Source organism: Bacteroides sp. An51A (genome assembly GCF_002161565.1).
In the GTDB taxonomy this organism is placed as follows: Bacteria; Bacteroidota; Bacteroidia; order Bacteroidales; family Bacteroidaceae; genus Phocaeicola; species Phocaeicola intestinalis.
On the sequence record NZ_NFIC01000006.1, the window covers coordinates 62,802 to 87,015 of the forward strand.

Annotated in this window: 20 protein-coding genes and 1 pseudogene; 10 read left to right on the forward strand and 11 right to left on the reverse strand. The window is 39.6% G+C overall.

What is annotated here, in order from left to right:
- Nucleotides 1-113: 113 nt before the first annotated feature.
- The 8 genes from B5G04_RS12430 to B5G04_RS12465 all read right to left on the reverse strand — a co-directional run bounded on the left by B5G04_RS12430 (nucleotide 114) and on the right by B5G04_RS12465 (nucleotide 10,685).
- Nucleotides 114-1,907, reverse strand: a complete 1,794-nt coding sequence (locus B5G04_RS12430; RefSeq protein ID WP_087397443.1) for an IS66 family transposase — start codon at nucleotides 1,905-1,907, stop codon at nucleotides 114-116.
- Nucleotides 1,908-1,979: 72 nt separating this feature from the next.
- Complete coding sequence (tnpB, locus tag B5G04_RS12435) at nucleotides 1,980-2,315, reverse strand: IS66 family insertion sequence element accessory protein TnpB (RefSeq protein WP_087395778.1); 336 nt, start codon at nucleotides 2,313-2,315, stop codon at nucleotides 1,980-1,982.
- Nucleotides 2,309-2,671: a hypothetical protein gene (locus B5G04_RS20225; protein ID WP_204246993.1), complete on the reverse strand. Its 363-nt coding sequence runs from the start codon at nucleotides 2,669-2,671 to the stop codon at nucleotides 2,309-2,311. The genes tnpB and B5G04_RS20225 overlap by 7 nt, the downstream gene beginning before the upstream one ends.
- A 361-nt stretch (nucleotides 2,672-3,032) precedes the next feature.
- Nucleotides 3,033-4,022: a hypothetical protein gene (locus B5G04_RS12445; RefSeq protein WP_087397445.1), complete on the reverse strand. Its 990-nt coding sequence runs from the start codon at nucleotides 4,020-4,022 to the stop codon at nucleotides 3,033-3,035.
- Nucleotides 4,019-7,318 carry a hypothetical protein gene (locus B5G04_RS12450; RefSeq protein WP_087397447.1) on the reverse strand — a complete coding sequence of 1,100 codons (3,300 nt, stop codon included), beginning with the start codon at nucleotides 7,316-7,318 and terminating at the stop codon, nucleotides 4,019-4,021. The genes B5G04_RS12445 and B5G04_RS12450 overlap by 4 nt, the downstream gene beginning before the upstream one ends.
- The gene (locus B5G04_RS12455) at nucleotides 7,308-7,622 is read right to left on the reverse strand and encodes a hypothetical protein (protein WP_239414100.1); all 315 of its coding nucleotides are present in this window, start codon (nucleotides 7,620-7,622) and stop codon (nucleotides 7,308-7,310) included. Before B5G04_RS12455 ends, B5G04_RS12450 begins: the two co-directional genes overlap by 11 nt.
- A gap of 28 nt (nucleotides 7,623-7,650) precedes the next feature.
- Entirely contained in the window at nucleotides 7,651-9,102 is a 1,452-nt protein-coding gene (locus B5G04_RS12460; protein ID WP_087394992.1) for a transposase, read from the reverse strand.
- 95 nt (nucleotides 9,103-9,197) lie between these two features.
- Nucleotides 9,198-10,685: a protein kinase gene (locus B5G04_RS12465; protein ID WP_158100103.1), complete on the reverse strand. Its 1,488-nt coding sequence runs from the start codon at nucleotides 10,683-10,685 to the stop codon at nucleotides 9,198-9,200.
- A 470-nt stretch (nucleotides 10,686-11,155) separates the two neighbouring features.
- On the opposite strand from B5G04_RS12465, the gene B5G04_RS12470 reads away from it, so the two are divergent.
- On the forward strand, nucleotides 11,156-12,607 hold the full coding sequence (locus tag B5G04_RS12470) for a transposase (protein WP_087394992.1): 1,452 nt from the start codon (nucleotides 11,156-11,158) through the stop codon (nucleotides 12,605-12,607).
- Here B5G04_RS12470 and B5G04_RS12475 read toward each other — a convergent pair.
- Nucleotides 12,583-12,972 carry a hypothetical protein gene (locus B5G04_RS12475; RefSeq protein WP_239414101.1) on the reverse strand — a complete coding sequence of 130 codons (390 nt, stop codon included), beginning with the start codon at nucleotides 12,970-12,972 and terminating at the stop codon, nucleotides 12,583-12,585. The genes B5G04_RS12470 and B5G04_RS12475 overlap by 25 nt on opposite strands.
- Nucleotides 12,942-14,252 carry a hypothetical protein gene (locus tag B5G04_RS12480; protein WP_087397453.1) on the reverse strand — a complete coding sequence of 437 codons (1,311 nt, stop codon included), beginning with the start codon at nucleotides 14,250-14,252 and terminating at the stop codon, nucleotides 12,942-12,944. The genes B5G04_RS12475 and B5G04_RS12480 overlap by 31 nt, the downstream gene beginning before the upstream one ends.
- Nucleotides 14,253-14,389: 137 nt before the next feature.
- On the opposite strand from B5G04_RS12480, the pseudogene B5G04_RS12485 reads away from it, so the two are divergent.
- Nucleotides 14,390-15,202: pseudogene (locus tag B5G04_RS12485) on the forward strand (transposase).
- Nucleotides 15,203-16,054: 852 nt separating this feature from the next.
- Here B5G04_RS12485 and B5G04_RS12495 read toward each other — a convergent pair.
- Nucleotides 16,055-17,506: a transposase gene (locus B5G04_RS12495; protein WP_087394992.1), complete on the reverse strand. Its 1,452-nt coding sequence runs from the start codon at nucleotides 17,504-17,506 to the stop codon at nucleotides 16,055-16,057.
- A gap of 280 nt (nucleotides 17,507-17,786) precedes the next feature.
- On the opposite strand from B5G04_RS12495, the gene B5G04_RS12500 reads away from it, so the two are divergent.
- The 8 genes from B5G04_RS12500 (at nucleotide 17,787) to B5G04_RS12535 (ending at nucleotide 24,209) form a co-directional block, all read left to right on the forward strand.
- A complete protein-coding gene (locus tag B5G04_RS12500) occupies nucleotides 17,787-17,969 on the forward strand; it encodes a hypothetical protein (protein ID WP_087397457.1) in 183 nt (60 codons plus the stop codon).
- A 540-nt stretch (nucleotides 17,970-18,509) separates the two neighbouring features.
- Nucleotides 18,510-19,730 carry a site-specific integrase gene (locus tag B5G04_RS12510; RefSeq protein WP_004326283.1) on the forward strand — a complete coding sequence of 407 codons (1,221 nt, stop codon included), beginning with the start codon at nucleotides 18,510-18,512 and terminating at the stop codon, nucleotides 19,728-19,730.
- A 225-nt stretch (nucleotides 19,731-19,955) separates the two neighbouring features.
- Nucleotides 19,956-21,125 carry a hypothetical protein gene (locus tag B5G04_RS12515; RefSeq protein WP_087397461.1) on the forward strand — a complete coding sequence of 390 codons (1,170 nt, stop codon included), beginning with the start codon at nucleotides 19,956-19,958 and terminating at the stop codon, nucleotides 21,123-21,125.
- 3 nt (nucleotides 21,126-21,128) lie between these two features.
- Nucleotides 21,129-22,007: a hypothetical protein gene (locus tag B5G04_RS12520; RefSeq protein WP_087397463.1), complete on the forward strand. Its 879-nt coding sequence runs from the start codon at nucleotides 21,129-21,131 to the stop codon at nucleotides 22,005-22,007.
- 57 nt (nucleotides 22,008-22,064) lie between these two features.
- On the forward strand, nucleotides 22,065-22,682 hold the full coding sequence (locus B5G04_RS12525; protein ID WP_228680635.1) for a DUF4313 domain-containing protein: 618 nt from the start codon (nucleotides 22,065-22,067) through the stop codon (nucleotides 22,680-22,682).
- 15 nt (nucleotides 22,683-22,697) lie between these two features.
- The gene (locus B5G04_RS20230) at nucleotides 22,698-22,853 is read left to right on the forward strand and encodes a hypothetical protein (RefSeq protein ID WP_004326287.1); all 156 of its coding nucleotides are present in this window, start codon (nucleotides 22,698-22,700) and stop codon (nucleotides 22,851-22,853) included.
- A gap of 15 nt (nucleotides 22,854-22,868) precedes the next feature.
- A complete protein-coding gene (locus tag B5G04_RS12530) occupies nucleotides 22,869-23,213 on the forward strand; it encodes a hypothetical protein (protein WP_009121407.1) in 345 nt (114 codons plus the stop codon).
- An 18-nt stretch (nucleotides 23,214-23,231) separates the two neighbouring features.
- Complete coding sequence (locus B5G04_RS12535; RefSeq protein WP_087397467.1) at nucleotides 23,232-24,209, forward strand: hypothetical protein; 978 nt, start codon at nucleotides 23,232-23,234, stop codon at nucleotides 24,207-24,209.
- Nucleotides 24,210-24,214: the final 5 nt, after the last annotated feature.

A 24,214-nucleotide genomic window follows, 5' to 3' on the forward strand; every position in this document is an offset into this window, starting at 1 on the left:
CAAAACATTGATTTTCAATGTTTATTGGTAAGCACTCAATTTAGGGCATCCCCCTTTGAAAGGGCACTTTTGAGTGCCCTAAACCGAGTTTTGTTAATTAATTAGCTTTGAATTTAACATTGGCTGGTAGCCAAAGTGATTTTGTCAGGAACCATGTTAACATAATCCCTGCACCCGTTAAAGATATTTTTGAAAAAAGTTCCGATGAAGTTCCAGACAGAACTGCCATGAAGCTTTACCGTTCCTATTACACTATGGTAAGTCGCAGCCATCTCAGCGCCTGCATCACTACCGTAATGAAGTGAATTGTTGCGTTGGGTAGTCAGCTTCCGGATGGTCCGTTCTGCCAGATTGTTGTCTATCGGAAGATCCCCATCGTCCAGAAAAGCAAATAGTTCCTTCCAAAACTTCTTCAAGTAATTAAGAGCTTCTGTATAATACTGGCTTCTAAATTCTGAATTCTTCGACAGTTCACTCTCCAACAGGCTGCGCAATTCTATCAGGTGTTCCTTCGTTTCCAGGCTTTGCCTTTCCCGCAGTCTCTCTTCCGGAGTAAGACCGGCTTCATCATAAATATGTTCTTTAGAAAAGAACCACTTTAAAAGCTTTGAAAAACGTTCGGCCAGCGGTTCGCCTCCTTGATTACCGGCTTTAACGAACTTATTATTCGCATGGGACATACAAACCTGATGGATAGTATCCTTAAACTGAGCCGATTTCAACTCATCACCGATAAAAACATAAGCATTGTAGCCGTCGGACATGATACTCTTCAATTCCGCATCACCCAGAAAATCCGTAAGCACCTCACGGCCGCGGGAGCCATCCTCATAGAAGAAAATGGCTGTTTTCTGAGCCTTGTTGACCAATACCCAGATATAACACTTCTTATAACGGTCATATTTGCGAACCTTGCACCAGGTCTCATCGCAGTTCACAACCGAGTCCTTTTCCAAGGCAACGGACTTCAATACACGAACCAGTTCATCAAGGTATTTCTTGCCTTTCTTAAGCCAGTTGCGTAAGGTGTTTTTAGAAATGGTCATTCCCATATCCGTCAGCCATTGGTGCAGAAGGCCGAAGGTCACATTCTTTACATAAACTTCATAGGCGATGGCCTGCAGAAATTCAGGAGTGGCTTTAGTCCCCTCAAACTTAGTTACCACCTCCGGATGGCCTTCAGAGGGGAAATAACCCCACTTCGGCTTTTTGCCAGGCTCTGCATAATGGACCATCTCAAAACATTCTTCCGTAAGGAAGGTACGGAAACTGAATACACGTACCATCCTTCTTTCAATGATACGTCCGGGAACCTTTGTCAGATCTGACGGATGCTCTACCACTTCTCCGGACACTCCCATCGTTTTATACCCGTCGGGACGATTGCCCAGGTCACGTTCCTTTCTGGGAAGGGCCGGCTCATTCCGGGATTCGTTATTGTCTACAGAGTCCGTACGGAGCGTATCGTCCGTACCGTCATAATCATCTTTTTCCTTTTGCCGGTCAGAAGCGTTCTGTTTAGCTTTAGGGTTTATCCGTTGACGCCTGTCACCAAAACGTTCCTGGTTGGCAAAATCAAGTTTTTCCTGAAGGGACTTTGCCTTACGTTCAGCCGATTTGCGAAGCTTGCGCTCTTCCGATAACCGGTTTTCCAAATCGGACTGTTTCGATTGCATGGAGGACACCTGATCCTTCAGCTCCTTCATCTGAACCATAAAATCCTCCAAGACAAGCTTCATGGCGTCATTTGTCAACCTGAGGTCCTGATTCTGCTCAGCAAGGTATTGTATGTACCGGTCTTTTTGATCGTCTGCCATACCTTCACTATAATTTATAGGGTTCCGTGAGTAGGTTTCCCTACTCAACAATTCCCTTTTTGAGTCTATTATATGTTGCAGTTCGATCATGTTTAAACCTTTGATTTACAGATATAAAGGTACTAAAATAATCGCAAAAACGCAAGCAAATAGACATATTAATTATCTGATTTTTAATGTTTTAACTATAGGGTTTTCCAGTATCAGGACCACATCTTTCCAGTCAATCCGATAAATGGTATCCGCCCCGTTCCGCTCCACTTTCATGAACTGGTAGCCCGCGACAAACTTCTTTTCGAACAGGCTGTATGAATGATTGTCAAATGAAAACATACGGACTATCCTTCGGTTTCGCGACATGACAATGAAGACATCCCCGTCACAGGGTTCCCGGTGAAGCCGTTCACGGATGATGGACAACACACGGCTGTGCTTACAACGCATGTCGGTAAAGTCACGCACATAATAAAAATGATTCAGGCCGGTAACACTCAGCATAGACCCTCCAGCTTCTCTATCATCCGGACTAAATCCTGATAGCTTAAATTCTTTTGGGACAAGTGCAATCCATTACTGATACGGATGTCTATCCATATGCGGACGGGATTGTCATTACCGCTTCTTGATACAGGTTTAGGCCGGTCACCAATTTTAGTCTTTTCTTCATGGGTAATCTCAGGAGCACCGTCAACCTGAATCTCAACTACTTTTTTGCGGGTATCCTTAAACCATTTCTGGAAAATGTTATAAGGGACTTTGTTCTTGACACAAAACGATTGGAGAGATTCTCCACGGGGTAACGCCTCCGTCTGGTACTGAAAGTAAAACCTTTCAAGATCTTCACTGCTATACATAATTCTATAAATTTGGTTGGCAGCGAAGTTACCCATTTCAATCAATAGCCATTTTTTGACTGCTTACTGTTTATTGCGGTGCGTACGGGACTAACAGAGTCTTTAATCAATACTGATATTCAATATGTTATAATAATCCCCCAAGAAAAGCACCCACTTCTGCACCTGCTTCATTTCTATGTTTTTCCGATAGGAATTTGCCTTGTTCCAACGGGGTAAAGATAGGGATTTTATCATAAACTATCAAGCGAAAAAATATATTACTACACATTGGAAGAGTGAAATGTAAGCCCTAATAAAAGGAATTAGCTCTACCAGTGCTATTCGTCAATATTCAAATCCGAGTTAAGACTAGGCAAATTTATATTATTCCGCTTTTTATTCCATTGATTATTTCACCAATATCATTCCCTTCTTCCTCAATCCACTCATCTGATTTTATAAGATTTTGTATGATTGTTAGTTGTTTAGAAGAATATAGATTAGCAGTTAATGATGATAATTCTGTGGTTTTATCCCATTTACTACGATGATAATCTTCTGTATCTTTGATTCGTTCGGATTTACCGTTCGGATTTATAAGTCGCAATGAGGAAGCTTTGTCCTTAATCATTTCAATTTGATGATAAATACGCTCATAAATTTGCAATCCCATCAAATCCCAATCACACAGGTAATATATCGGGTACTCAATTTTAGGTAAATTTTCAATTGGTAGGATATTATTTCCACCCACGTGCCATAATTCAACATCTCTTTTCTGAGCAATATTAAGAGTAAGAAAATAGCGATTTTCACATAGGATTATACATGTTGGATTTTTACATGGAACACGATAAATCCACTGACCTTCGTTTTGAGGAAATTTATCTATCCTTATTATTTTTAAAACAGCATATTCCAATGCAGAACCTTTTTCAATATGTTTGGCCGACTTGAAGAACGATTTTGATATTCCTTTTCGTCCATCTTTTCCTACCTCTATATTACTTCGTATTTCAGATAATAGTGTTTGCCCACTATCAACCAAAACGTTCTCACATTGCTTAATGTGCATAAGGCTCTTAATTTCAAATTCAGAAAATGGAGTGTGAGGTGTAAGAATTCCATTTTTTGACATAAACGAATAATACTTATGAAATAAATCTTCAATATTCTCCCGTTTATATTCATCATCAAATTTACTGTATGGCTCTATGGTTTTAGCTGAACCAATCTTATTCTTAATATACCCTTCTCGTTTTAGATATTTGAAGTATGGACGATCCTGTACTTTCAAATTAGTTTTTCGTTCGTGGTATAATTGATATAATGCTTTAAACTCAGGCCATGTTAACTGTTTATTTATCATATCTTTTGAATTTCATCAGTATTACTGAATATAGCAAAAGTACTTACCCTCTCTTTTCGCTTTTTTGTACCGTTGAGAATGTATAAATATTGTTCACCTTCCCTAAAATCATCAATGGGATTGATTGACATTGATACTAATTGATAATCTTTGGCTTTAGCAATTCGTTCAAGTAAATCGAAATTACTACCAATACCTTCAGCCTCATCAATAGGCATGAAACGTAGTCCATTATGCTGTCTTCCCTTTTCTTTCTTCTCAACTAAGGAAAGTCGGGCAACACATAACATAGCAGTAACTGCATAAGTCTGACCTGCACTTCCAATATTCTTTTCTCCGTCATCCGACTTCATTTCGAATTTTATATCAAAATAGTTTTTAGGATTCAATAAATCTTCAATTTTCGCATTTTTGAATCCACCACATTTTTCAAAAGCTGTAGCCATCATGTCAGGAAGATCAATTTTTTCTCTTAAAGCGGCAAATAAATCTTGATGAATGCTTTCTTGTTTTATAGAATCATTAAGTTTTTCCAAAAACAAGTCAATCCAATTGATTGGATAAATTAAAGAAAACGTACAAGTAAGGCTTAACTTAAATCCTTGTGATATTTCTTTATCAGGACCCTTAAAATAGGTTCCAATCTCGTGTATCTTTGTAACATAATTGCTGACAGCATCTCTAACATCCTGAAAAATTTCCTTGAGCAAATTCAGTTTTCGATTACCAATATTGATATATATGTCATTTAACCGTTTGAGGAAGTCTAACATTTGTTGCAAAGCATCAGTCTCATTTGAAACTAACTGTTTTGCTGGAATCTCATTAACGACTTCCCTTGTTAATGCCATATAATCTTCAGACCCTATAAAGCGTTGATGCTTTTTCTCGCTTAAAAACTTTATAACAATATCATCATAAGCCTCCTTATAAGCATTCTTTACAGAATCGAATAATTGCTTCTTTTCTTCTGGCCTGACTTCAATATTAGTTTCTAAGTTTACCTGTTGTCCTGAATTTGCTTGATATTCTAATTCTGCCTGATGATAAAGATAATCTTCTTCTTTAATTTTAGTTTTCAAAACTTTTATTTCTTCTTTAAAACTATGTTTTTTCTTTAAATTGTCATTTAATTCCGAACGAATATTTAACATACTTTTCGTTTCTAAATCTCTATTACTTTGTATATAAGTTGAAAATAATTGTAGAAATCGATTTTTTCTATTTTGTTTATATAAAAGCGATCTGTTTGCCTTTTCGTAAAGTTTTCTGATAGCGGTTTGAAGTTCAATAAAATAATCTTTTTCTGAAAATTCTATTTTGCAGACTTGTTGTATATCTTTTTTTACCTGTTCCTGCTCTATTTCTCCCTTTAGTTTCTTATCTTTAGCTATATCAAGTTCTGATTTGGTTTGCTTAATGTCTTCTCCATTAAAATAAACAATCAACAGTTCATCCAATTGTCTAGTAGTAATATCTAAATTTTCATCTATAATATATGCAGATATTTCATCTCTACGAATAAAAGCATTAACTGCATTCTCACCATATTTAGACGCCACTTTTTGCATAGCCTCTATAGTTTCTTTCTCTTTTCTTAATGAATTGATGATTTTTTCTGCATCTTTATATTTTTCGTTGAAGTAACCTACTATTTCGTCACTATTCTTCATTGTAAAAAATCGTTCGGATATATAAGGCACAAATCTCTTAATGCCACCCCAATCAACCCAAAAACCATTCGGGTTGCTTTCTTTTTCGTCTATTTTTAAATTACTAAAAAAAGTTTCTGGCTTTGGTATATATTGTACATTCTTTTTAATATTTACTGGTTTCTCAATAAATATTGCATCTAAGTTGAACAAAACACTTTCTTGTTCATGTGATAATGACGGCTTGTTATGTATTGTCCAATATGCTAGAGATTTAGTATTAGTGACATCTGTAAAGTTTTTTAAAGTAGTAAGTCGCTTTATTTCAGTATTAATTTCTTCTGTTCTCTTCTTGCAAAAAGCATAACCAGCATCTGTACCTTTTACCCAAGGAGATTTTATCCATTCCTCATATAATCTTTGTTCCTTCAATTCATTACTCAAATTTTTCAAATATTCCTTTTCTTCCTTTTCTATCAATTGTTTTGAGTGTCTCTCTCGTAATTTCTCGCATGTTTTATATGTATTAAGTAACTCTTCTACTTTTTGCACTTGAATATACTGTTCATTAAGTTTGGGGTATTTCTGAAACGCAATGAATTCTTTAGTCAAATACGTTGTTATATTTTTTTGAGCATTTTCAATGATAGATAATTTATCTGCTAAAGAATTTATATGCCTCTGTTGTTCCTCAGTTTCTGCTGAAAATAAGCCAAAAAGGAGATTAGCTACTTTATGATTAATATTTTTTATACCATCCTGAAATTGAACATATTTTCTTTCTGCAGCATTTCTGTTCTGATAATGAAATATAATTTTTGTTTTCAAGTAATCTTCTTGTGCTGCATCTCGTGCTTTTTTTAAGTCAAAAAGACGTTTGAACTTTTCATATTTGATTCGCACATTTTCTAATGTTTCTTTATTTTCCTTATGGTCTCTTAGTTCTTGAGCTATATCTGCAAGTTGTTCATCAAAACGAGTTTTGATGATATTTTCTAAATCGTCATTAAAGAAAAATTCTTTCAGCCATTTCGAATTATTTTTAAAACCTTTGCCACGAGAGAATGCCCGAATAATTTGTGCAAAAGTCTTTAAGTTTCCTTCCGTCTTCAAATTAATGGGAAGAATATTATTTTGTTCAAGCAATTCGTGATATTTATTTAAAGTCAATTTTACTGCATAAGCCTGTTTACTTTCCTTCATCCTTTCAGGAAGATCTATGATATCTATAATCTCATCCCCCGACATAAAATCTTTGGATATAATAGGCGAAGAAAGCGGTTCAAACATATCTAATCCTATATTAGCCTGAATGATGAAAGGATCGATAGATGTGGCTGATATATACATTCCTATAACAATAAATTGTCCCGTATTTATTGCAATATTTAGAAATACATATCCATATCGCTCTATGATTAATTTTCTTGCTTCCCGTTCAGAGCTTGAGTCTGTAGCAGATTTAAACTCTCTTTCTCCAACTAATATTAGTTGGAGTACATCTGCGATAATAGACTTTCCTACACCGCTGTCACCTACAAAATCTGTTCGAAAAGGATGAAAACGATAATCTGAATTATAATGATTACGAATACCCACTGTAGAGAGGCTGTATATACGAGGAAAATTTTTATTATGGCTCATAGTTAATTGGTGTATTGATAATATAATTCTCAAATATATTCAGTAAACGATTAAGGGACGGCATGATTTCAAACGTTTCAGTGTTTTTGTCTATCATAATCCAACATAATTCATTGAATTTTTTTAGAGCTTTCTCAATTTCATCTTCAATAGACTTTAACTCATAATCCGTTTCTTTTGTATCTTCCGATTTTGCAAACAGTCGTAATAAGTGTGGTTTATATTCTTCGTACTCCGATAAAACTTGTATCTTAAAATCTTGTATTAGTATCCGTTTTTCTACTCTTGGCTCAAGAACATACATACGAATTAATAATTCAAGTTTCGCAAGTTCAACTTGCAGGTTTTAATCTATAAATGTCGCAAATATGTTTCATATCTTCCTCCCTGTTGATGATAGCCTGATAGATATCTTCATCAGTCAATCCGAAGAGTTCCGCAACCGCAATGACCAGTTCTTGCATGACGCCCCATATCCTTTCCGCAACGGACAGTTCCAAAGAATCCTTGGTTACGTCTTCAAAGAGCTTTCCCATGGTCTCGTAGGCTGCAAACCTCTTCACTAAGGAAAGGATGTTGTATTGCAAAGCCGTCAGGGATGTCGCCGCGATTTGCGAGGCGAAGTTGCCGGCCTGGCATTTGCCCAGCCCCAACAGCCCCTTCGCTTCCTTGAACACGACTTCCAAAGACCACCTTTGGGCATAAATCCGGTACGCTTCAAGGAACTCAAGCCGTATGTCCGTGGTCATCAGGCCGTTCCATGCGCCCCGTTTGCTTCTCCTGACAAAGTACAGGCGTACCTTGGTATCCGCAAAGGTCACGTCCGCCACGATGTAATAGCAACGCAGTCTCCTGCTGTACTTCCGCCTGCCTTGCCTGTTAAGGTGCCTGATCAAGGCCGGCGCGGTATAAGGCTTCCCGTCCAGACAGTATTTTGTCCTGCTGTTTTCTCCCACCTTGATCATGCCCAGGTAATCGCACCTGACGTGGCGGGAGCGGATGAACCGGATGACATCCTTGCAGGCGAACCAGCTGTCTGCCAGCACATACCTGAACCTGACCCCTTTGCGGATGGCGCGTCTTATCATGGCAATCATCAGGTCGGTTTTCTTTGCCGTGTATTCACCGATACGCTCCTGCAAGGCGTCGCCGCTGTCACGTCCTTTGGTGAAACGTCTTGCGAGCTCTTCATCGGACATCCCGAACTTTCCATCCTTTCCTTTTTCACCCAGCAGTGCAAAATCCAGAAGCATTTGGGTTGTCCCGTCCGTGACGGCAAGGAACAATGCCTTGAAACCGAGGATGCACCTGTGATGGACATGGGAAAACACCCTGCCGATGTTCTCCATGCGCCGTCCCGTCTTGGGATAGTCCGTGTCATCGACTATCAGACAGACCGTGCCTTCCTTGCGCCCGGAGCGGAGTCTGATCTTCGACCAAAGCTGGAGGGTGAGGTGATAGACGGACTTCCGCCAGTTTATCTTGGGATTACTCATGAAACGGTAGAACACGTCTTTCTTGCATCCCAGCAAGCCGCTTAAGGAAGACCCGGTGAAACGATAAGGGTTACGGACCATGAAACACGGGTACAACAGCAAAGCCTGGAACACCTGCAACAACGGATACACATTGTTGCACTTGCTCTTCATGCCGAACAAGGTGGATTCATTCATTCTTAACCATTTGATAACGTCCAGTATGGAATACATCGCTTTATGCGCGTCATTTTTTCTAAAAAATGCGCTGATTTCTGAAAGAAAGTCTGTAACTTTGTGCAAGGGCATAGGGCTGAGTAATGTTTTGATTTGCAACTATAAAATTACTCATTTTCTGCGATATGTGGAAATCCCTGTGCCTCTTTTATATCCCAAGAAGAAGGTTATCTATTAACTTGCGAAACTTGAATTATTGAGTTATAAAAACTACGCTTAGCGACAAAGACTATAGCTCCATGACAATACCTTTCTACACGTTTTGCATCAACTGGTAATGGTTCGCCTGTGTCATAATCATATACTCGATAGATCCAATTCTTAGCATCGATGTAATGAGCCGGCTTATCTTCAATCAATTCTTCACTAATTCGATCTTCAAAAATAAAAGGAAGTTTATCAAATTCAAGATAGAAATAATTCCACAATTCATCTCCAACAAAACTTCTGATTACTAAACGTTTTGGCTTACAAATAAAAGTAAATTGGTAGTCCAGATAAATACACCCTTCTTCAGGTGCAATGCTCGCTCCTTCCAGCTTTAGACCGCCTCTAGAAGGCAACATGGAATAATTCAATACGCCATATCTCGATAAAGCATTTAGAGTCTTTACAATATCTTCTCTTTCTGTAAGGACAGTATGAACCGGTTTCATGCCTCTAAAGAGAATTTTATATATGAAATTCCATTCTTGTATATTTCTTAGACGTAAATCACCATCAGATCTTTCCCAGGAATCCAAGGCTGCAATCAAATCATCCATATTCGGTCGTTTCCTCGGTTGTTCTTGTGTTGCATCATGAAGAAAATCATCTATTTCTACAAGATATTTACCTCTATACTGCTGGATATCATGAAGGCTGATAGAACTATATTCAACATCATATCTTCCATCAAACCCATCTTCATCTGTGGCTAAATACATCCATAATGACTTAGCCAAAGAGTATACATCTGCGGCTGGCGTAGCTTTACTTGCATCCCTTAACACCTCTGGGGCTATAGTATTCCAAGCTCCCAATTTATCACCTTTCTTTGTTTGATGATCGCTGTCTGGGATATCTACAATACCGAAATCTCCAATTAGAAATTTATCATCCAACCGATATAAATTTTTAGGTTTAATATCACGATGAGTATAACCAAACTTATGAACTTGCGATAAAGTTATAGCGAAATTGCGGAATGCTTCAACTGCAAATTTCACAATATCATCTTTATACATATCTTTCGGAAGTGCTTTTTCTATTTTCTTCTTCCAATCCTTAATTTCGTCACTTATGCTTCTAGCTATTGGCATCACATACCAACACTCATCAATATTAAAATCAATGATTGGCATAACCCCCTCTATGCCCTTTCTCGCACACATACGCATCACTTTGATTTCATCTTTGAATCGTGATATTTTATCTTGATTTTTCTCATAGAGAAACTTAATAGCAAATTCTTGTCCATCACTTTTACGCTTGCATCTAAAGACTTTAGCAGCTCCTCCAGATCCTAAAGAGGATTTCATATCTACATCATATATATCTACATATGATTGTCCAATATTTAGAGAATTTATTTGATTTTTATATTTGATGAGCATACTCCACTTTACTTTTAGATCTTTAATAATTTTCTCTTTAATACTTTTCAAACTATACATAGTGATAATAAACATAATGTTCCCTTAACCCCATTTCAGGTAATATTTCAATCATAATTATATTGTATGATTCCATTGCGCTCCATGTCTAGCATCACAAAACGGACACCTTCAACCACTGCCCAATGGTAGTAGTGATTGACCATAACACCAAGTGTGCAAAGAATGACCATCAAGACGGAGCTTTTCCCATAATTTTGACATAGTCTCTAGCTCTGCATTTTTAATTCAGGAAAAATATTTAAAATCATCACTACCCCCAATATACCACTAGAAAATAAAAGACTCACCCTGAGCGCGCTGTTCTTATGGGAAGCGAGGAGAGTATGTTATTGCAACATTTAATTAATTCAAGTTTCGCAAGTTAATAGATAACCTTCTTCTTGGGATATAAAAGAGGCACAGGGATTTCCACATATCGCAGAAAATGAGTAATTTTATAGTTGCAAATCAAAACATTACTCAGCCCTATGCCCTTGCACAAAGTTACAGACTTTCTTTCAGAAATCAGCGCATTTTTTAGAAAAAATGACGCGCATAAAGCGATGTATTCCATACTGGACGTTATCAAATGGTTAAGAATGAATGAATCCACCTTGTTCGGCATGAAGAGCAAGTGCAACAATGTGTATCCGTTGTTGCAGGTGTTCCAGGCTTTGCTGTTGTACCCGTGTTTCATGGTCCGTAACCCTTATCGTTTCACCGGGTCTTCCTTAAGCGGCTTGCTGGGATGCAAGAAAGACGTGTTCTACCGTTTCATGAGTAATCCCAAGATAAACTGGCGGAAGTCCGTCTATCACCTCACCCTCCAGCTTTGGTCGAAGATCAGACTCCGCTCCGGGCGCAAGGAAGGCACGGTCTGTCTGATAGTCGATGACACGGACTATCCCAAGACGGGACGGCGCATGGAGAACATCGGCAGGGTGTTTTCCCATGTCCATCACAGGTGCATCCTCGGTTTCAAGGCATTGTTCCTTGCCGTCACGGACGGGACAACCCAAATGCTTCTGGATTTTGCACTGCTGGGTGAAAAAGGAAAGGATGGAAAGTTCGGGATGTCCGATGAAGAGCTCGCAAGACGTTTCACCAAAGGACGTGACAGCGGCGACGCCTTGCAGGAGCGTATCGGTGAATACACGGCAAAGAAAACCGACCTGATGATTGCCATGATAAGACGCGCCATCCGCAAAGGGGTCAGGTTCAGGTATGTGCTGGCAGACAGCTGGTTCGCCTGCAAGGATGTCATCCGGTTCATCCGCTCCCGCCACGTCAGGTGCGATTACCTGGGCATGATCAAGGTGGGAGAAAACAGCAGGACAAAATACTGTCTGGACGGGAAGCCTTATACCGCGCCGGCCTTGATCAGGCACCTTAACAGGCAAGGCAGGCGGAAGTACAGCAGGAGACTGCGTTGCTATTACATCGTGGCGGACGTGACCTTTGCGGATACCAAGGTACGCCTGTACTTTGTCAGGAGAAGCAAACGGGGCGCATGGAACGGCCTGATGACCACGGACATACGGCTTGAGTTCCTTGAAGCGTACCGGATTTATGCCCAAAGGTGGTCTTTGGAAGTCGTGTTCAAGGAAGCGAAGGGGCTGTTGGGGCTGGGCAAATGCCAGGCCGGCAACTTCGCCTCGCAAATCGCGGCGACATCCCTGACGGCTTTGCAATACAACATCCTTTCCTTAGTGAAGAGGTTTGCAGCCTACGAGACCATGGGAAAGCTCTTTGAAGACGTAACCAAGGATTCTTTGGAACTGTCCGTTGCGGAAAGGATATGGGGCGTCATGCAAGAACTGGTCATTGCGGTTGCGGAACTCTTCGGATTGACTGATGAAGATATCTATCAGGCTATCATCAACAGGGAGGAAGATATGAAACATATTTGCGACATTTATAGATTAAAACCTGCAAGTTGAACTTGCGAAACTTGAATTAATAAAAATGCTATGATTAGATGTGATTCTGCAAGATATTCCCGATTTTCTACAGGAATATTACCCCGTTGATAGTATCCGTTCCTATCTTTGAAGAAATCAATGAAAAAGTATTCTAGTTCACCTTCTCCTTCACTATTTAAATGAATACCAAACAAATTATCATAATATGATTTTAATTGATCATAATACCTTTTAATAAAAGCGAATAATTTACCTTGTGAAGGACACTTTTGGATATGTCTTCCACTTTTCAAAGCATAATCAACATCTGCAAATATTGATATTGCTTCTTGTGTTGTTAAGAATGTATAATCTACATTCTCTTGTAAATGATAGTTTTCCATATTTTTATTATTGGATATTCGGGAATACCAACCATTTCATTTGAGATAGATATTCCAAAAGTATTATCGCCACGATGATATTTATACATGGTTTTGTGAGCTAATTTCACACAAATATTGATGTTTCCATTTTCTTTTTTGAGTACTTCATAAAAGAAAGCAGAAAAATCAACCTCTTGGTACATCTTTAACCGATTTTCCAAATCAAACATATAAGAATTAATTCTTTTTTGAACTTCAAATCTTTCTTTTTCTAATATAAAACGATTCTCTGTTTCAATCTCGTTAGTTATAGGAATTTTTGATTTTGCTGTTTTGAACTGACTGAGGGAAGCTCCATCAAAATTTTCTTTAACGATAATGAATTTTATCTGTTGAGCATTCCGTATCGGAATACTTGGTATTTCATTAGGAAAATGAATTTTGCCTTTTTCCAAAGTGCTTTTTTCAAGTAATTGATTGAAGAAGCATTTGAACCGAATATAAAAATCATGCCTATTTATATTTCTAATATATTCATTCAGTCGAGGTTTAACACTATCTATACGCTTGCTAATGATTTTCAAATTACTCTGAACTTCTTGGAAAAAATATAGCACATTTTCACATTGTCTATTCAGAAGAATATCTTCTGTAATTATACGACTCTTCAATAACTTATTTCGAATATCATATGCTCCGCTAAAGGCATTATTTAATTCTTCTGTTTTATAACGAATATCTTCCAATGTATTAACAATTGATTTTAAAGCACTCAAATCGTAAGCACGTTCATTTGATATCTGCTGTCTAAAATCAATTACTAATCTGTCAATCTGTAAATATAGAGTATTAATTTGTGTATCTACCCTTTGACTATAACTTTCAAAAGTAGTGGTATACCACTCTGAAAAGGATTGTTCATTAAAGGTATTAGAAAGATATAAAAACTCTTTTTGTAACTGAGTGGGATTGAATGTTTCTTCAAGAATATTTTCAATCAATTTACACCATTTCTTTGTAAAAGGCTTAAAGCGATATTGTCTGTTATTCTCATCACGCCATAAAAAATATTTTTGAAAATACTTAATTGTATGATTAAACTGCTCTTTCTGGTAGGTTTTTAAATCATATCGGATTTCTCTCAATGATTTGATAATTTCTTCCTCTGAGAATTCTTTCCCGATATTCCCATCCTTTTGCCTCTGATATAGATGAAACAGCACCAATCCTTCCTGCTTAAGAGGAATAAGATTTTCGTATTCTTTTTCTATTTCATTATATAAATTGAATAAGGACATAAATTAAACAACACTTTAAATTCGTAACTAACGTAAGTTCTATATAAACATTAATATATTTATTTGATTATCAATAATATAGAAACAGAAATATTAGGTTTATAATGAACAACTATAACATTTAAACGATTACCACTATGTTCCTAGAGTCCAAAGTTACAGAGATTTATTGTATAGCCGATGATTTTTGCAAGGAATTTGCGTTGCAATAGGAAAAATTCTTAATAATTGAGGATAAGGAAAGAGTGCATTGTAACAATCCTAACCATATGAATGGTACGATAATGTTATCTATTCCACTCTGGTGGTTTACGCCACTTCAAACATTATTACAAGAAGTTGTCTGAATCATCTGTTTCTGCGTCAGGTATCCTGTCCTATAACCGTTTTGTAGAACTGAAGAAGGAAGTATCGCTTCACCTCCTGTTTCATCAAGAAAGTCCTGCTGGATATCTATACTGACATCATGCCAACTCGACTCTTTGTGTCTGTCGTAACCAACGAGTTCTGGATTATAAGACATTCTAAGGACTTGCCAATTTACATCTGATAATCAATAATCAAGGCGAAATTCTTAACTTCATGTTTACACTTGGAAGCATGGATGAGCGTGAACCTTTATATGGTAGGTTCTTGGAAAACATTAAAAGTAAACTATGCGCAGACAAGGATATATTGGACAGGTTTTGTTTGAAAATCTCTTTCGTAAAGGAATATAGCTAGTCACTAAAGTTAAAAACAATATGAAGAACTCACTGATAAGTATCGCTGACAAGATTCTGCTCTGAAAAAAGCTTTGATTGAAACATTCACTAACGGACTGAAGAATATTTTACAGATAGGATACTCCATTTTTTAGAAAAAATCTCGTTATTGACGTAAATTTTGTCAATAATGTACAACCTTCTATTTTCAATTTCACATTAACTACTTATTTTAAACATGTATAAGATGAAAAAAGTAATTCTCTATCCTCACATATCTTTCTCGGTTACTTTATCTTCCGGCGCCTATGGACAGAGGCTTTGTCAAGTACAACCTTCATTTTCTTCTTTACTTCAAAAGAAAACCTATCAAGATAACCCACAAGCATGTCTGCATTGATGGATTCTTATGTTGTAAAGCCTTTAAACTGATTTTTTCGGGTTTTCATGCCAAAGAAATTAAGTCTTGCAACTTATCCTTCTTTGTATTTGTAGAGTTGTGGTAAAGTTATACCGTTGCACATCTTATTCGCTTATATCTTGCACCAATACTCTTTAAAAACGTTTAAAGGTAATGCCATTGGCTTTTTGCCAGAAACCTTTTCCTTGGCTTCACGTGCTTTTGATAGTCTTCTCTTATAGCCTTGTGGACGACTTCTTCATCGGAACAAGCCATTATAAGCTTACAGCCTTAGACGGGACGTGTTTCAAGCCTTTTGATTCCATTTTCTTTATAAAATTTTATCCATGCGTATACTGTTGTGACTATTACATCAAACATTTCAATTATTTCTGAAGCCGATTTACATCATGACTTCAACAGCATGGATTTGTATCAAATACGATGGTTGTGAATAGGACTATTATCCAGTTTAAGACAATCAGCTTCACTTAATCAAGTACTTTTATATATTTCATAATTTACAGTTAACAATAAAATGATACAATATCAATATTTCGTGCTGAATATAAAAAAATTAATCACTTACTTAAGAATAAAAGTAATCTATTAAAAACAGAGACATAGGTTTTAAATTTATATTGATGAATTATAATCTTTAACGAGTCCATCATATTATTAATTCAAGTTTCGCAAGTTCAACTTGCAGGTTTTAATCTATAAATGTCGCAAATATGTTTCATATCTTCCTCCCTGTTGATGATAGCCTGATAGATATCTTCATCAGTCAATCCGAAGAGTTCCGCAACCGCAATGACCAGTTCTTGCATGACGCCCCATATCCTTTCCGCAACGGACAGTTCCAAAGAATCCTTGGTTACGTCTTCAAAGAGCTTTCCCATGGTCTCGTAGGCTGCAAACCTCTTCACTAAGGAAAGGATGTTGTATTGCAAAGCCGTCAGGGATGTCGCCGCGATTTGCGAGGCGAAGTTGCCGGCCTGGCATTTGCCCAGCCCCAACAGCCCCTTCGCTTCCTTGAACACGACTTCCAAAGACCACCTTTGGGCATAAATCCGGTACGCTTCAAGGAACTCAAGCCGTATGTCCGTGGTCATCAGGCCGTTCCATGCGCCCCGTTTGCTTCTCCTGACAAAGTACAGGCGTACCTTGGTATCCGCAAAGGTCACGTCCGCCACGATGTAATAGCAACGCAGTCTCCTGCTGTACTTCCGCCTGCCTTGCCTGTTAAGGTGCCTGATCAAGGCCGGCGCGGTATAAGGCTTCCCGTCCAGACAGTATTTTGTCCTGCTGTTTTCTCCCACCTTGATCATGCCCAGGTAATCGCACCTGACGTGGCGGGAGCGGATGAACCGGATGACATCCTTGCAGGCGAACCAGCTGTCTGCCAGCACATACCTGAACCTGACCCCTTTGCGGATGGCGCGTCTTATCATGGCAATCATCAGGTCGGTTTTCTTTGCCGTGTATTCACCGATACGCTCCTGCAAGGCGTCGCCGCTGTCACGTCCTTTGGTGAAACGTCTTGCGAGCTCTTCATCGGACATCCCGAACTTTCCATCCTTTCCTTTTTCACCCAGCAGTGCAAAATCCAGAAGCATTTGGGTTGTCCCGTCCGTGACGGCAAGGAACAATGCCTTGAAACCGAGGATGCACCTGTGATGGACATGGGAAAACACCCTGCCGATGTTCTCCATGCGCCGTCCCGTCTTGGGATAGTCCGTGTCATCGACTATCAGACAGACCGTGCCTTCCTTGCGCCCGGAGCGGAGTCTGATCTTCGACCAAAGCTGGAGGGTGAGGTGATAGACGGACTTCCGCCAGTTTATCTTGGGATTACTCATGAAACGGTAGAACACGTCTTTCTTGCATCCCAGCAAGCCGCTTAAGGAAGACCCGGTGAAACGATAAGGGTTACGGACCATGAAACACGGGTACAACAGCAAAGCCTGGAACACCTGCAACAACGGATACACATTGTTGCACTTGCTCTTCATGCCGAACAAGGTGGATTCATTCATTCTTAACCATTTGATAACGTCCAGTATGGAATACATCGCTTTATGCGCGTCATTTTTTCTAAAAAATGCGCTGATTTCTGAAAGAAAGTCTGTAACTTTGTGCAAGGGCATAGGGCTGAGTAATGTTTTGATTTGCAACTATAAAATTACTCATTTTCTGCGATATGTGGAAATCCCTGTGCCTCTTTTATATCCCAAGAAGAAGGTTATCTATTAACTTGCGAAACTTGAATTATTAAGAGCTAAAGTTGCAGAAATTTATCATATACATATATCAGATAACTATAAAAAGAGTTTATATACAATTGAAGGCATAATATAAGTATATCAATTTTCAAAATTTTGCGCCATCAAACTTGTCATTCTCTAGCAAGAGAACTATCTTTGAAACATGAAAACAGAAAAGGAAACCTTGAAAGAAAACTGTCTAACAAACATCGACGAACTCATGGAGGTCCAGTTCGGTAAACCCGGAACATCGGAACATGAAAGATTCCGTGAAGAAGCCCGTACTTATGTGAACGGACATGCCAAAACTGCGGAATGTAGGAACTCCCAAAAGAAACAGAAATAACCAGCTTTTCCTGTCTGTTCCGACGAGCCGGAAAACGCTACCTCCGTAACGTCAAATTCTTCTCTAATGAAGATGGAAAGAGGTGGTTCTCTGAAAAGTCCGTACTTAATAGCTCGATGTATCCAGTTGAATACTAATATCCTACAAGGTTCACTAGCAAATATTGTAGGAACTGAACCTATTTTTGTAAGCAATGCCGAACTATGCAGGCTCAAATACGTGATAATAAACACATTACATTTCATCCAATTACTCCAAGGCAAATTGGGACTCTGGGTTCGGGCCCCAAGCGGATCACTCAAACAAAAAGCAAAACAATGAAAACCGCTGATAATCAATCATTATCAGCGGTTTTTCTTTTTATCCATACCGCAAATTGAAGCAGAATACCGCATCTTACTGGAGGTGAAATAGGTGGACTTGATTTCCACTTAAAAACAAGTCCACCTGATTGGATTATATTTCACTGATTCTCTGCGTTTTGCATAGAACAAACTCTTTTCAAAACATGTATTTTTACACCATCAAAAAAAGAAGAGTATGGCAATGCAAAGAAACTATTTTACGGTATTGTTTTTCCTGAAGAAATCAAAGCTGCTAAAAAATGGAGAAGCACCAATCTGTATGCGTATCACAATAAACGGAAAACGTGCAGAGGTACAAATCAAGCGAAGTATAGATGTTACAAAATGGAATACGCAAAAAGAATGCGCGATTGGCAGGGAAAAGAAGTATCAAGAAATAAACCACTATCTTGATACGATAAGAACTAAAATCCTTCAAATTCACCGTGAACTTGAGCAGGACGGTAAACCTATTACAGCAGATATTATAAAAAATATCTATTATGGAGAACACTCTACTCCCAAAATGCTGCTTGAAGTATTCCAGGAACACAATTCGGAATATCGGGAATTAATGAACAAGGAATATGCCGAAGGTACTGTACTTCGATACGAACGTACAGCAAGATATTTGAAGGAGTTTATCAGTGAACAGTATAAACTGGCTGATATTCCATTAAAATCAATCAACTATGAATTTATAACCAAATTCGAACATTTCATTAAAATACAGAAAAACTGTGCGCAAAATGCGACAGTGAAATATCTGAAGAATTTAAAGAAAATCATCAAAACTGCATTGATAAAGAAGTGGATAACTGATGATCCGTTTGCAGAAATACACTTCAAACAGACCAAGTGTAACCGTGAATTCTTAAACGAAATGGAACTTCGCAAAATCATCAATAAAGATTTTGATATTCAACGATTACAAACCGTAAGGGACATATTCATCTTCTGTTGCTTCACCGGTTTGGCTTTCACAGACGTAAAGAATCTGAAAAAGGAACACCTTGTACAGGCTGATAATGGTGAATGGTGGATAAGAAAAGCAAGGGAAAAGACCGATAATATGTGCGACATTCCATTGTTGGATATACCAAGACTTATTTTAGAGAAATATCAATCAAATCCAATCTGCAATGAAAAAGGATTATTACTTCCTGTTCCCAGCAACCAACGAATGAACAGTTATTTGAAAGAAATAGCTGATGTATGTGGTATTCAGAAGAATCTTTCCACACATATTGCAAGACATACATTTGCATCACTGGCTATTGCAAATAAGGTTTCCTTGGAATCCATTGCCAAAATGTTAGGACATACGGACATTCGTACAACTCGTATTTATGCCAAAATAATGAATTCTACCATTGCCAATGAAATGAAAGTACTGCAAAACAAGTTCGCAATATAATTTTCAACCATTATTTCATTTCTTACAGCAAATATCGCCCTTTGCCACTGACTGTGCAAGGCGGCCCTGTCGGGCTGGTTGGCTGGAAAAAAATCATCCTCGCTTCGCTCCGGTATTTTTTTCCGCCAAGCCTTGCACCGGTCATTGGCAAAGAACAGCCGGGCCAGTAAGAAATTGAAATACTGGCTCCACGGAGCCGGTCATGTCTAATTTAAATAAAAGAATATGACTGAAGAAGTTGGAAAGAAGGTATGTGAAGGTACAGTAGCAGACCTCATGAAGGACAAGACCGGAAAACAGACGGTTATCACGTTGACAAGAAAGAATGCTTACCGAGTGAAGAAAATCAGAGAACAAGGGACGGATGACGAAGCCGTCCTTTTTCATTTCCGTAAGCGCTGTACGGGAATGGGCTCCTATGTACACACCATCGAAACGGCAGACGGGGAAACAGAATTGCACCCGTCTGAATTTGAAAAATGGGAAGCTGTGGAATTCCTGTATCCCGGCTATCTGGAGGATCTGCTTGATGCTGCATACAACGCGTACAGATGGAGTTCCTTCGAACCTGAAGCAAGGGCGGAAACAGACATCATGCAATATGAAAAACAACTTGTAGAGGATCTGAAACTGATTCCGGAAGAAAAGCAGAACGAGTATGTCAGTGCATACCATAGCAAGTTCTCCGCCTTGCTGGGCAGTCTCTCACGATGTGCCAGTCCAATGGTGACAGGGCCTGCCAAATTCAACTGCCAGCGCAACAACAAGGCCTTAGATGCATACCAGAACAGATTTGATGAATTTCATGACTGGCGTAACCGCTTCAAGGCTGCCATGGAAAGGATGAAAGAGGCTGCCAAACCGGAAGAACAGAAGCAGGAAGAGGCATGGAACCGCCTAAAGCGTGACATTGCAAGCAGCGCACAGACCATTCATGATATTGATACCGGTAAAGCAAGAGGATACAGCCGTGCCTTGTTTGTCAGCAGTATCCTTAATAAGGTAAGCACCTATGCAGGAAAAGGAGAAGTGGAAATCGTACAGAAAGCGGTGGACTTCATTACAGACTTCAATGCGCAATGCAAAAAACCGGTTATCACTCCGCGGAACCGTTTCTTCCAACTGCCGGAAATGGCACGCCAGGCCAGACTGAAACTTCAGGAAATCAGAGAACGGGAAAACCGTGAACTGAAATTTGAAGGCGGAACGCTGGTATGGAACTATGAGGCAGACCGCCTGCAAATCCTATTTGACAGTATTCCGGATGACCAGAGGCGCAGGGAGCTGAAATCATACGGTTTCAAATGGTCGCCGAGATACCAGGCATGGCAACGGCAACTTACACAGAATGCCGTATATGCAGTCAAAAGAGTGTTGAACCTTCAAAACCTATAAGACATGAAAGACCGATTGAAATATGTAATCGATTCCCGCTACTTCGACGGAACATGCCTGACAAGTATGAGTGACGGATTCCATAATGACTATGGTGGGGAAACAATCGAAGAACTGCGCATACGGGAAAACAATCCCTATCTGAAAGCAGTAACACCTTCTGATATAGACAAGAAGCTGCGGCTATACAATCAGTCCCTGTCCGAACCGTTCAAGGAAATCACCGAAGAAGACTACTATGAGCTGCTGGATGTACTGCCACCCTTGCGCATGAGACAAAACTCGTTCTTTGTGGGAGAACCGTATTACGGAAATATGTACTCTTTCTGCTTTACCCGTCAAGGAAGATATTTCAAGGGCCTGCGCTCCGTACTTACTCCGCAATCCGAACTGGACAATCAGATAGACCGTCACATGGAAATCATCAACCGGAAAGCCGTGATTTCAAAAGAGGAAACAAGCAAAACAATCAGCGGAACCAGACTCATTCCCTATTATTTTTCACTGGACGGAAAACAGTCCGTATTCATCTGCAACCTTGTCATCCAATCAGATTCCAGACAAGCAAGGACGGACATGGCGAATACCCTGAAAAGTCTTCGCCGGAACCATTATCAGTTCTATAAAGGAAAAGGACATTACGAAACTCCGGACGAACTGATAGACCATGTATCAGGAAAGAAGCTCACCCTTGTTTCCGACGGACATTTCTTTCAATATCCTCCCGGCAGGGAATCCGCAACTTTCATCGGACACATCAAGGAGACATCAGAGGAATTTCTTTTCCGGATCTATGACCGTGAATATTTCCTGTATCTCCTTAAAAGACTGAGGACCGTGAAAAAGGAATCGGCACAGGAACAAATAAATATCAAATCATAACATTCGGGGGAATGCGGTAGAATGACTGCCGTATTCCCTCATAAAAACAATACAAGTATGAACAAATCAAACACTCTATACTGGAAAACAGCCACAGATCCGGCTGAGCGCATTGAGGTCAGACTCGTCCTTAACAGTTATATCGACAATGACAATCTGTATGTAGGACTTGAATCCCGGTCTAAGGAGAATCCGGAATGCTGGGAATCCTACACGGACATCACCGTCAACCTCAATTCCCTTCCCCCGTTCCATGCTTATGTGGACAGCCGGGACTGCAACAGACACGTACATGATTTCCTGACCAGTAACAGAATAGCGGAGCCTGCCGGATTTGAATATCAGGGATTCAGAATGTTCCGCTTCAATCCTGACAGGTTGAAGGAACTCGCACCCGAACAGTTCAAGACAATCAGCGCCAAACTGCCACCACAGGATGACATGATAAAGGACATCATCTATCAGGAAAGACGTTTCCCTTTGAGAACTGTTCAAGACATTCACGGAATATATCTTGTTTCAAGCAAGGAACTGGAAGAATCTCTGATCGAAGGAGTACGGAACCTGGATGCTGCGGCAAATGAACTGCTGGATGGCATCTGCCTGTTCTGCTCCACACAGGAACTGCGCTATCTTACGGATGCAGAACTGATAGAAACAATCTACGCACAATAAAAAGGAGGAACAAATATGAAAACCGGAGACATTGTATTTCTGAGACGTCCCTATAAGGGATACCGTGCCGTCGAACTGATGGAAAGACTGGAATGCCGCTGGCTGGTCAGGATTGTCGAGAGCGGTCTTGAACTGGAGGTATATGAAGATGAACTTATATCAGAATTTTAATACGAATAAAGTGTTATGGAAAAATATCAGTTTGCATTCCATTCGGAAATAATCGGCTATACCTCACCCCATATCGGCGAGGTCAGAAAAGCCATACACAGAAAAGTGGAAAAGGAAAAGTCTGCCGCCATAAAGAATGATATTGAGCTGCACATGTACAAGGTGCATGACGGCATACCGGTTCTCCTTAACACCTGCTACCTGTATGATGAAAAAGGATGTATGGTACACGGAAGTATCAAGGGAACCAAGGATTATCTGCTTGAGACATGGAGATACCATACAAACAGACATTCCAAAGGTTTCAGTTCCACAAGAATCAGGCCCTGCACGACAAGCAGGGCTTTTTCGTTTGTATAACTCTTAAAATCAGGAATCATGAACCAGACATTACAACTTACAGACTATATTCCACAGTATGTAAGCCTCTACTACGTGGACTACCGGGATGACCTTGATGAGCATGAAGACATCCAGGAGGAATGCATCCGTTCCAACAATATGGAAAAACTCTATGAAAAGGCATACGAATGGTATGAGGAACAGGAAAGCTCAAACATGCACGACTATCTGGAGGAGACAAGAAAGAACATGGAAGCGGACAATTTAGCCGGAGAGTTTGAAGAGCATGAAGATGAAATCAGGGAACTTATCTACGACCGGAACGATTCCGACCCGGTAAAGGACCTGATACGCAACTCGTCCGTCAGTAATTTCTTCTATTCGCTTGGAGTGGAAATCAGCGGATATCTGACCGGTTGTTCACTGCGGGGAGAATCAGTCGCCATGGCCTGCCATAAGGTACGCCGCGCACTGCATCTGAAAAAGGGGCAGTTTGACGAGAAGATTGAAGAACTGGTAGAGAATGCCACATACGGCGGAGAACTGCGCATCTACTTCAACGCCATGTTTGACAGGCTCATCAGCAAAGACCCTGAGAACGATTTCAAAAGCATCCGTTTCCACGGGAATGTAGTGGTGGCCATTGCCGACAGCCGGAACGGTTCCGGACATCATGTACGGATTCCGCTGGATATCACTTTCCCTTTCCGAAGAGAGAACCTGTTTGTCGATTCACAGGTACACTATTCCTATGCCAATGAAGTCTGCGGCATGACCAATGACTGGTGTGATTCCACAAAATGGGAAACGGGCATGATACCTTTTACCGGATCTGTCCGAAAAAGCCGGATGGCTGAATACAAGAAACAGGAAGCCGCTTATGAGCAGACATTCCGAGACGGGAAATGCACCTTCGGTGACATGAACTACAAACGTCACCGTGACGTGCGGTATTCGAATGAATATCCTGCCGGATGCAGGTGCCCTCATTGCGGTACTTTCTGGATTGACTGAAAAAA

Bases quoted from the DNA above. Each gene is read 5' to 3' on its own strand.
- B5G04_RS12455 (WP_239414100.1), bottom strand. From the start codon at position 7,622: ATGTATGTTCTTGAGCCAAGAGTAGAAAAACGGATACTAATACAAGAT.
- B5G04_RS12535 (WP_087397467.1), top strand. From the start codon at position 23,232: ATGAACCAGACATTACAACTTACAGACTATATTCCACAGTATGTAAGC.
- B5G04_RS12465 (WP_158100103.1), bottom strand. From the start codon at position 10,685: ATGTATAGTTTGAAAAGTATTAAAGAGAAAATTATTAAAGATCTAAAA.
- B5G04_RS12520 (WP_087397463.1), top strand. From the start codon at position 21,129: ATGAAAGACCGATTGAAATATGTAATCGATTCCCGCTACTTCGACGGA.
- B5G04_RS12430 (WP_087397443.1), bottom strand. From the start codon at position 1,907: ATGATCGAACTGCAACATATAATAGACTCAAAAAGGGAATTGTTGAGT.
- B5G04_RS12450 (WP_087397447.1), bottom strand. From the start codon at position 7,318: ATGAGCCATAATAAAAATTTTCCTCGTATATACAGCCTCTCTACAGTG.
- B5G04_RS12480 (WP_087397453.1), bottom strand. From the start codon at position 14,252: ATGTCCTTATTCAATTTATATAATGAAATAGAAAAAGAATACGAAAAT.
- B5G04_RS12445 (WP_087397445.1), bottom strand. From the start codon at position 4,022: ATGATAAATAAACAGTTAACATGGCCTGAGTTTAAAGCATTATATCAA.
- B5G04_RS20225 (WP_204246993.1), bottom strand. From the start codon at position 2,671: ATGTATAGCAGTGAAGATCTTGAAAGGTTTTACTTTCAGTACCAGACG.
- B5G04_RS12495 (WP_087394992.1), bottom strand. From the start codon at position 17,506: ATGCCCTTGCACAAAGTTACAGACTTTCTTTCAGAAATCAGCGCATTT.
- B5G04_RS12500 (WP_087397457.1), top strand. From the start codon at position 17,787: ATGAAAACAGAAAAGGAAACCTTGAAAGAAAACTGTCTAACAAACATC.
- B5G04_RS12515 (WP_087397461.1), top strand. From the start codon at position 19,956: ATGACTGAAGAAGTTGGAAAGAAGGTATGTGAAGGTACAGTAGCAGAC.
- B5G04_RS12470 (WP_087394992.1), top strand. From the start codon at position 11,156: ATGCCCTTGCACAAAGTTACAGACTTTCTTTCAGAAATCAGCGCATTT.
- B5G04_RS12530 (WP_009121407.1), top strand. From the start codon at position 22,869: ATGGAAAAATATCAGTTTGCATTCCATTCGGAAATAATCGGCTATACC.
- B5G04_RS20230 (WP_004326287.1), top strand. From the start codon at position 22,698: ATGAAAACCGGAGACATTGTATTTCTGAGACGTCCCTATAAGGGATAC.
- B5G04_RS12510 (WP_004326283.1), top strand. From the start codon at position 18,510: ATGGCAATGCAAAGAAACTATTTTACGGTATTGTTTTTCCTGAAGAAA.
- B5G04_RS12525 (WP_228680635.1), top strand. From the start codon at position 22,065: ATGAACAAATCAAACACTCTATACTGGAAAACAGCCACAGATCCGGCT.
- B5G04_RS12460 (WP_087394992.1), bottom strand. From the start codon at position 9,102: ATGCCCTTGCACAAAGTTACAGACTTTCTTTCAGAAATCAGCGCATTT.
- tnpB (WP_087395778.1), bottom strand. From the start codon at position 2,315: ATGCTGAGTGTTACCGGCCTGAATCATTTTTATTATGTGCGTGACTTT.
- B5G04_RS12475 (WP_239414101.1), bottom strand. From the start codon at position 12,972: ATGGAAAACTATCATTTACAAGAGAATGTAGATTATACATTCTTAACA.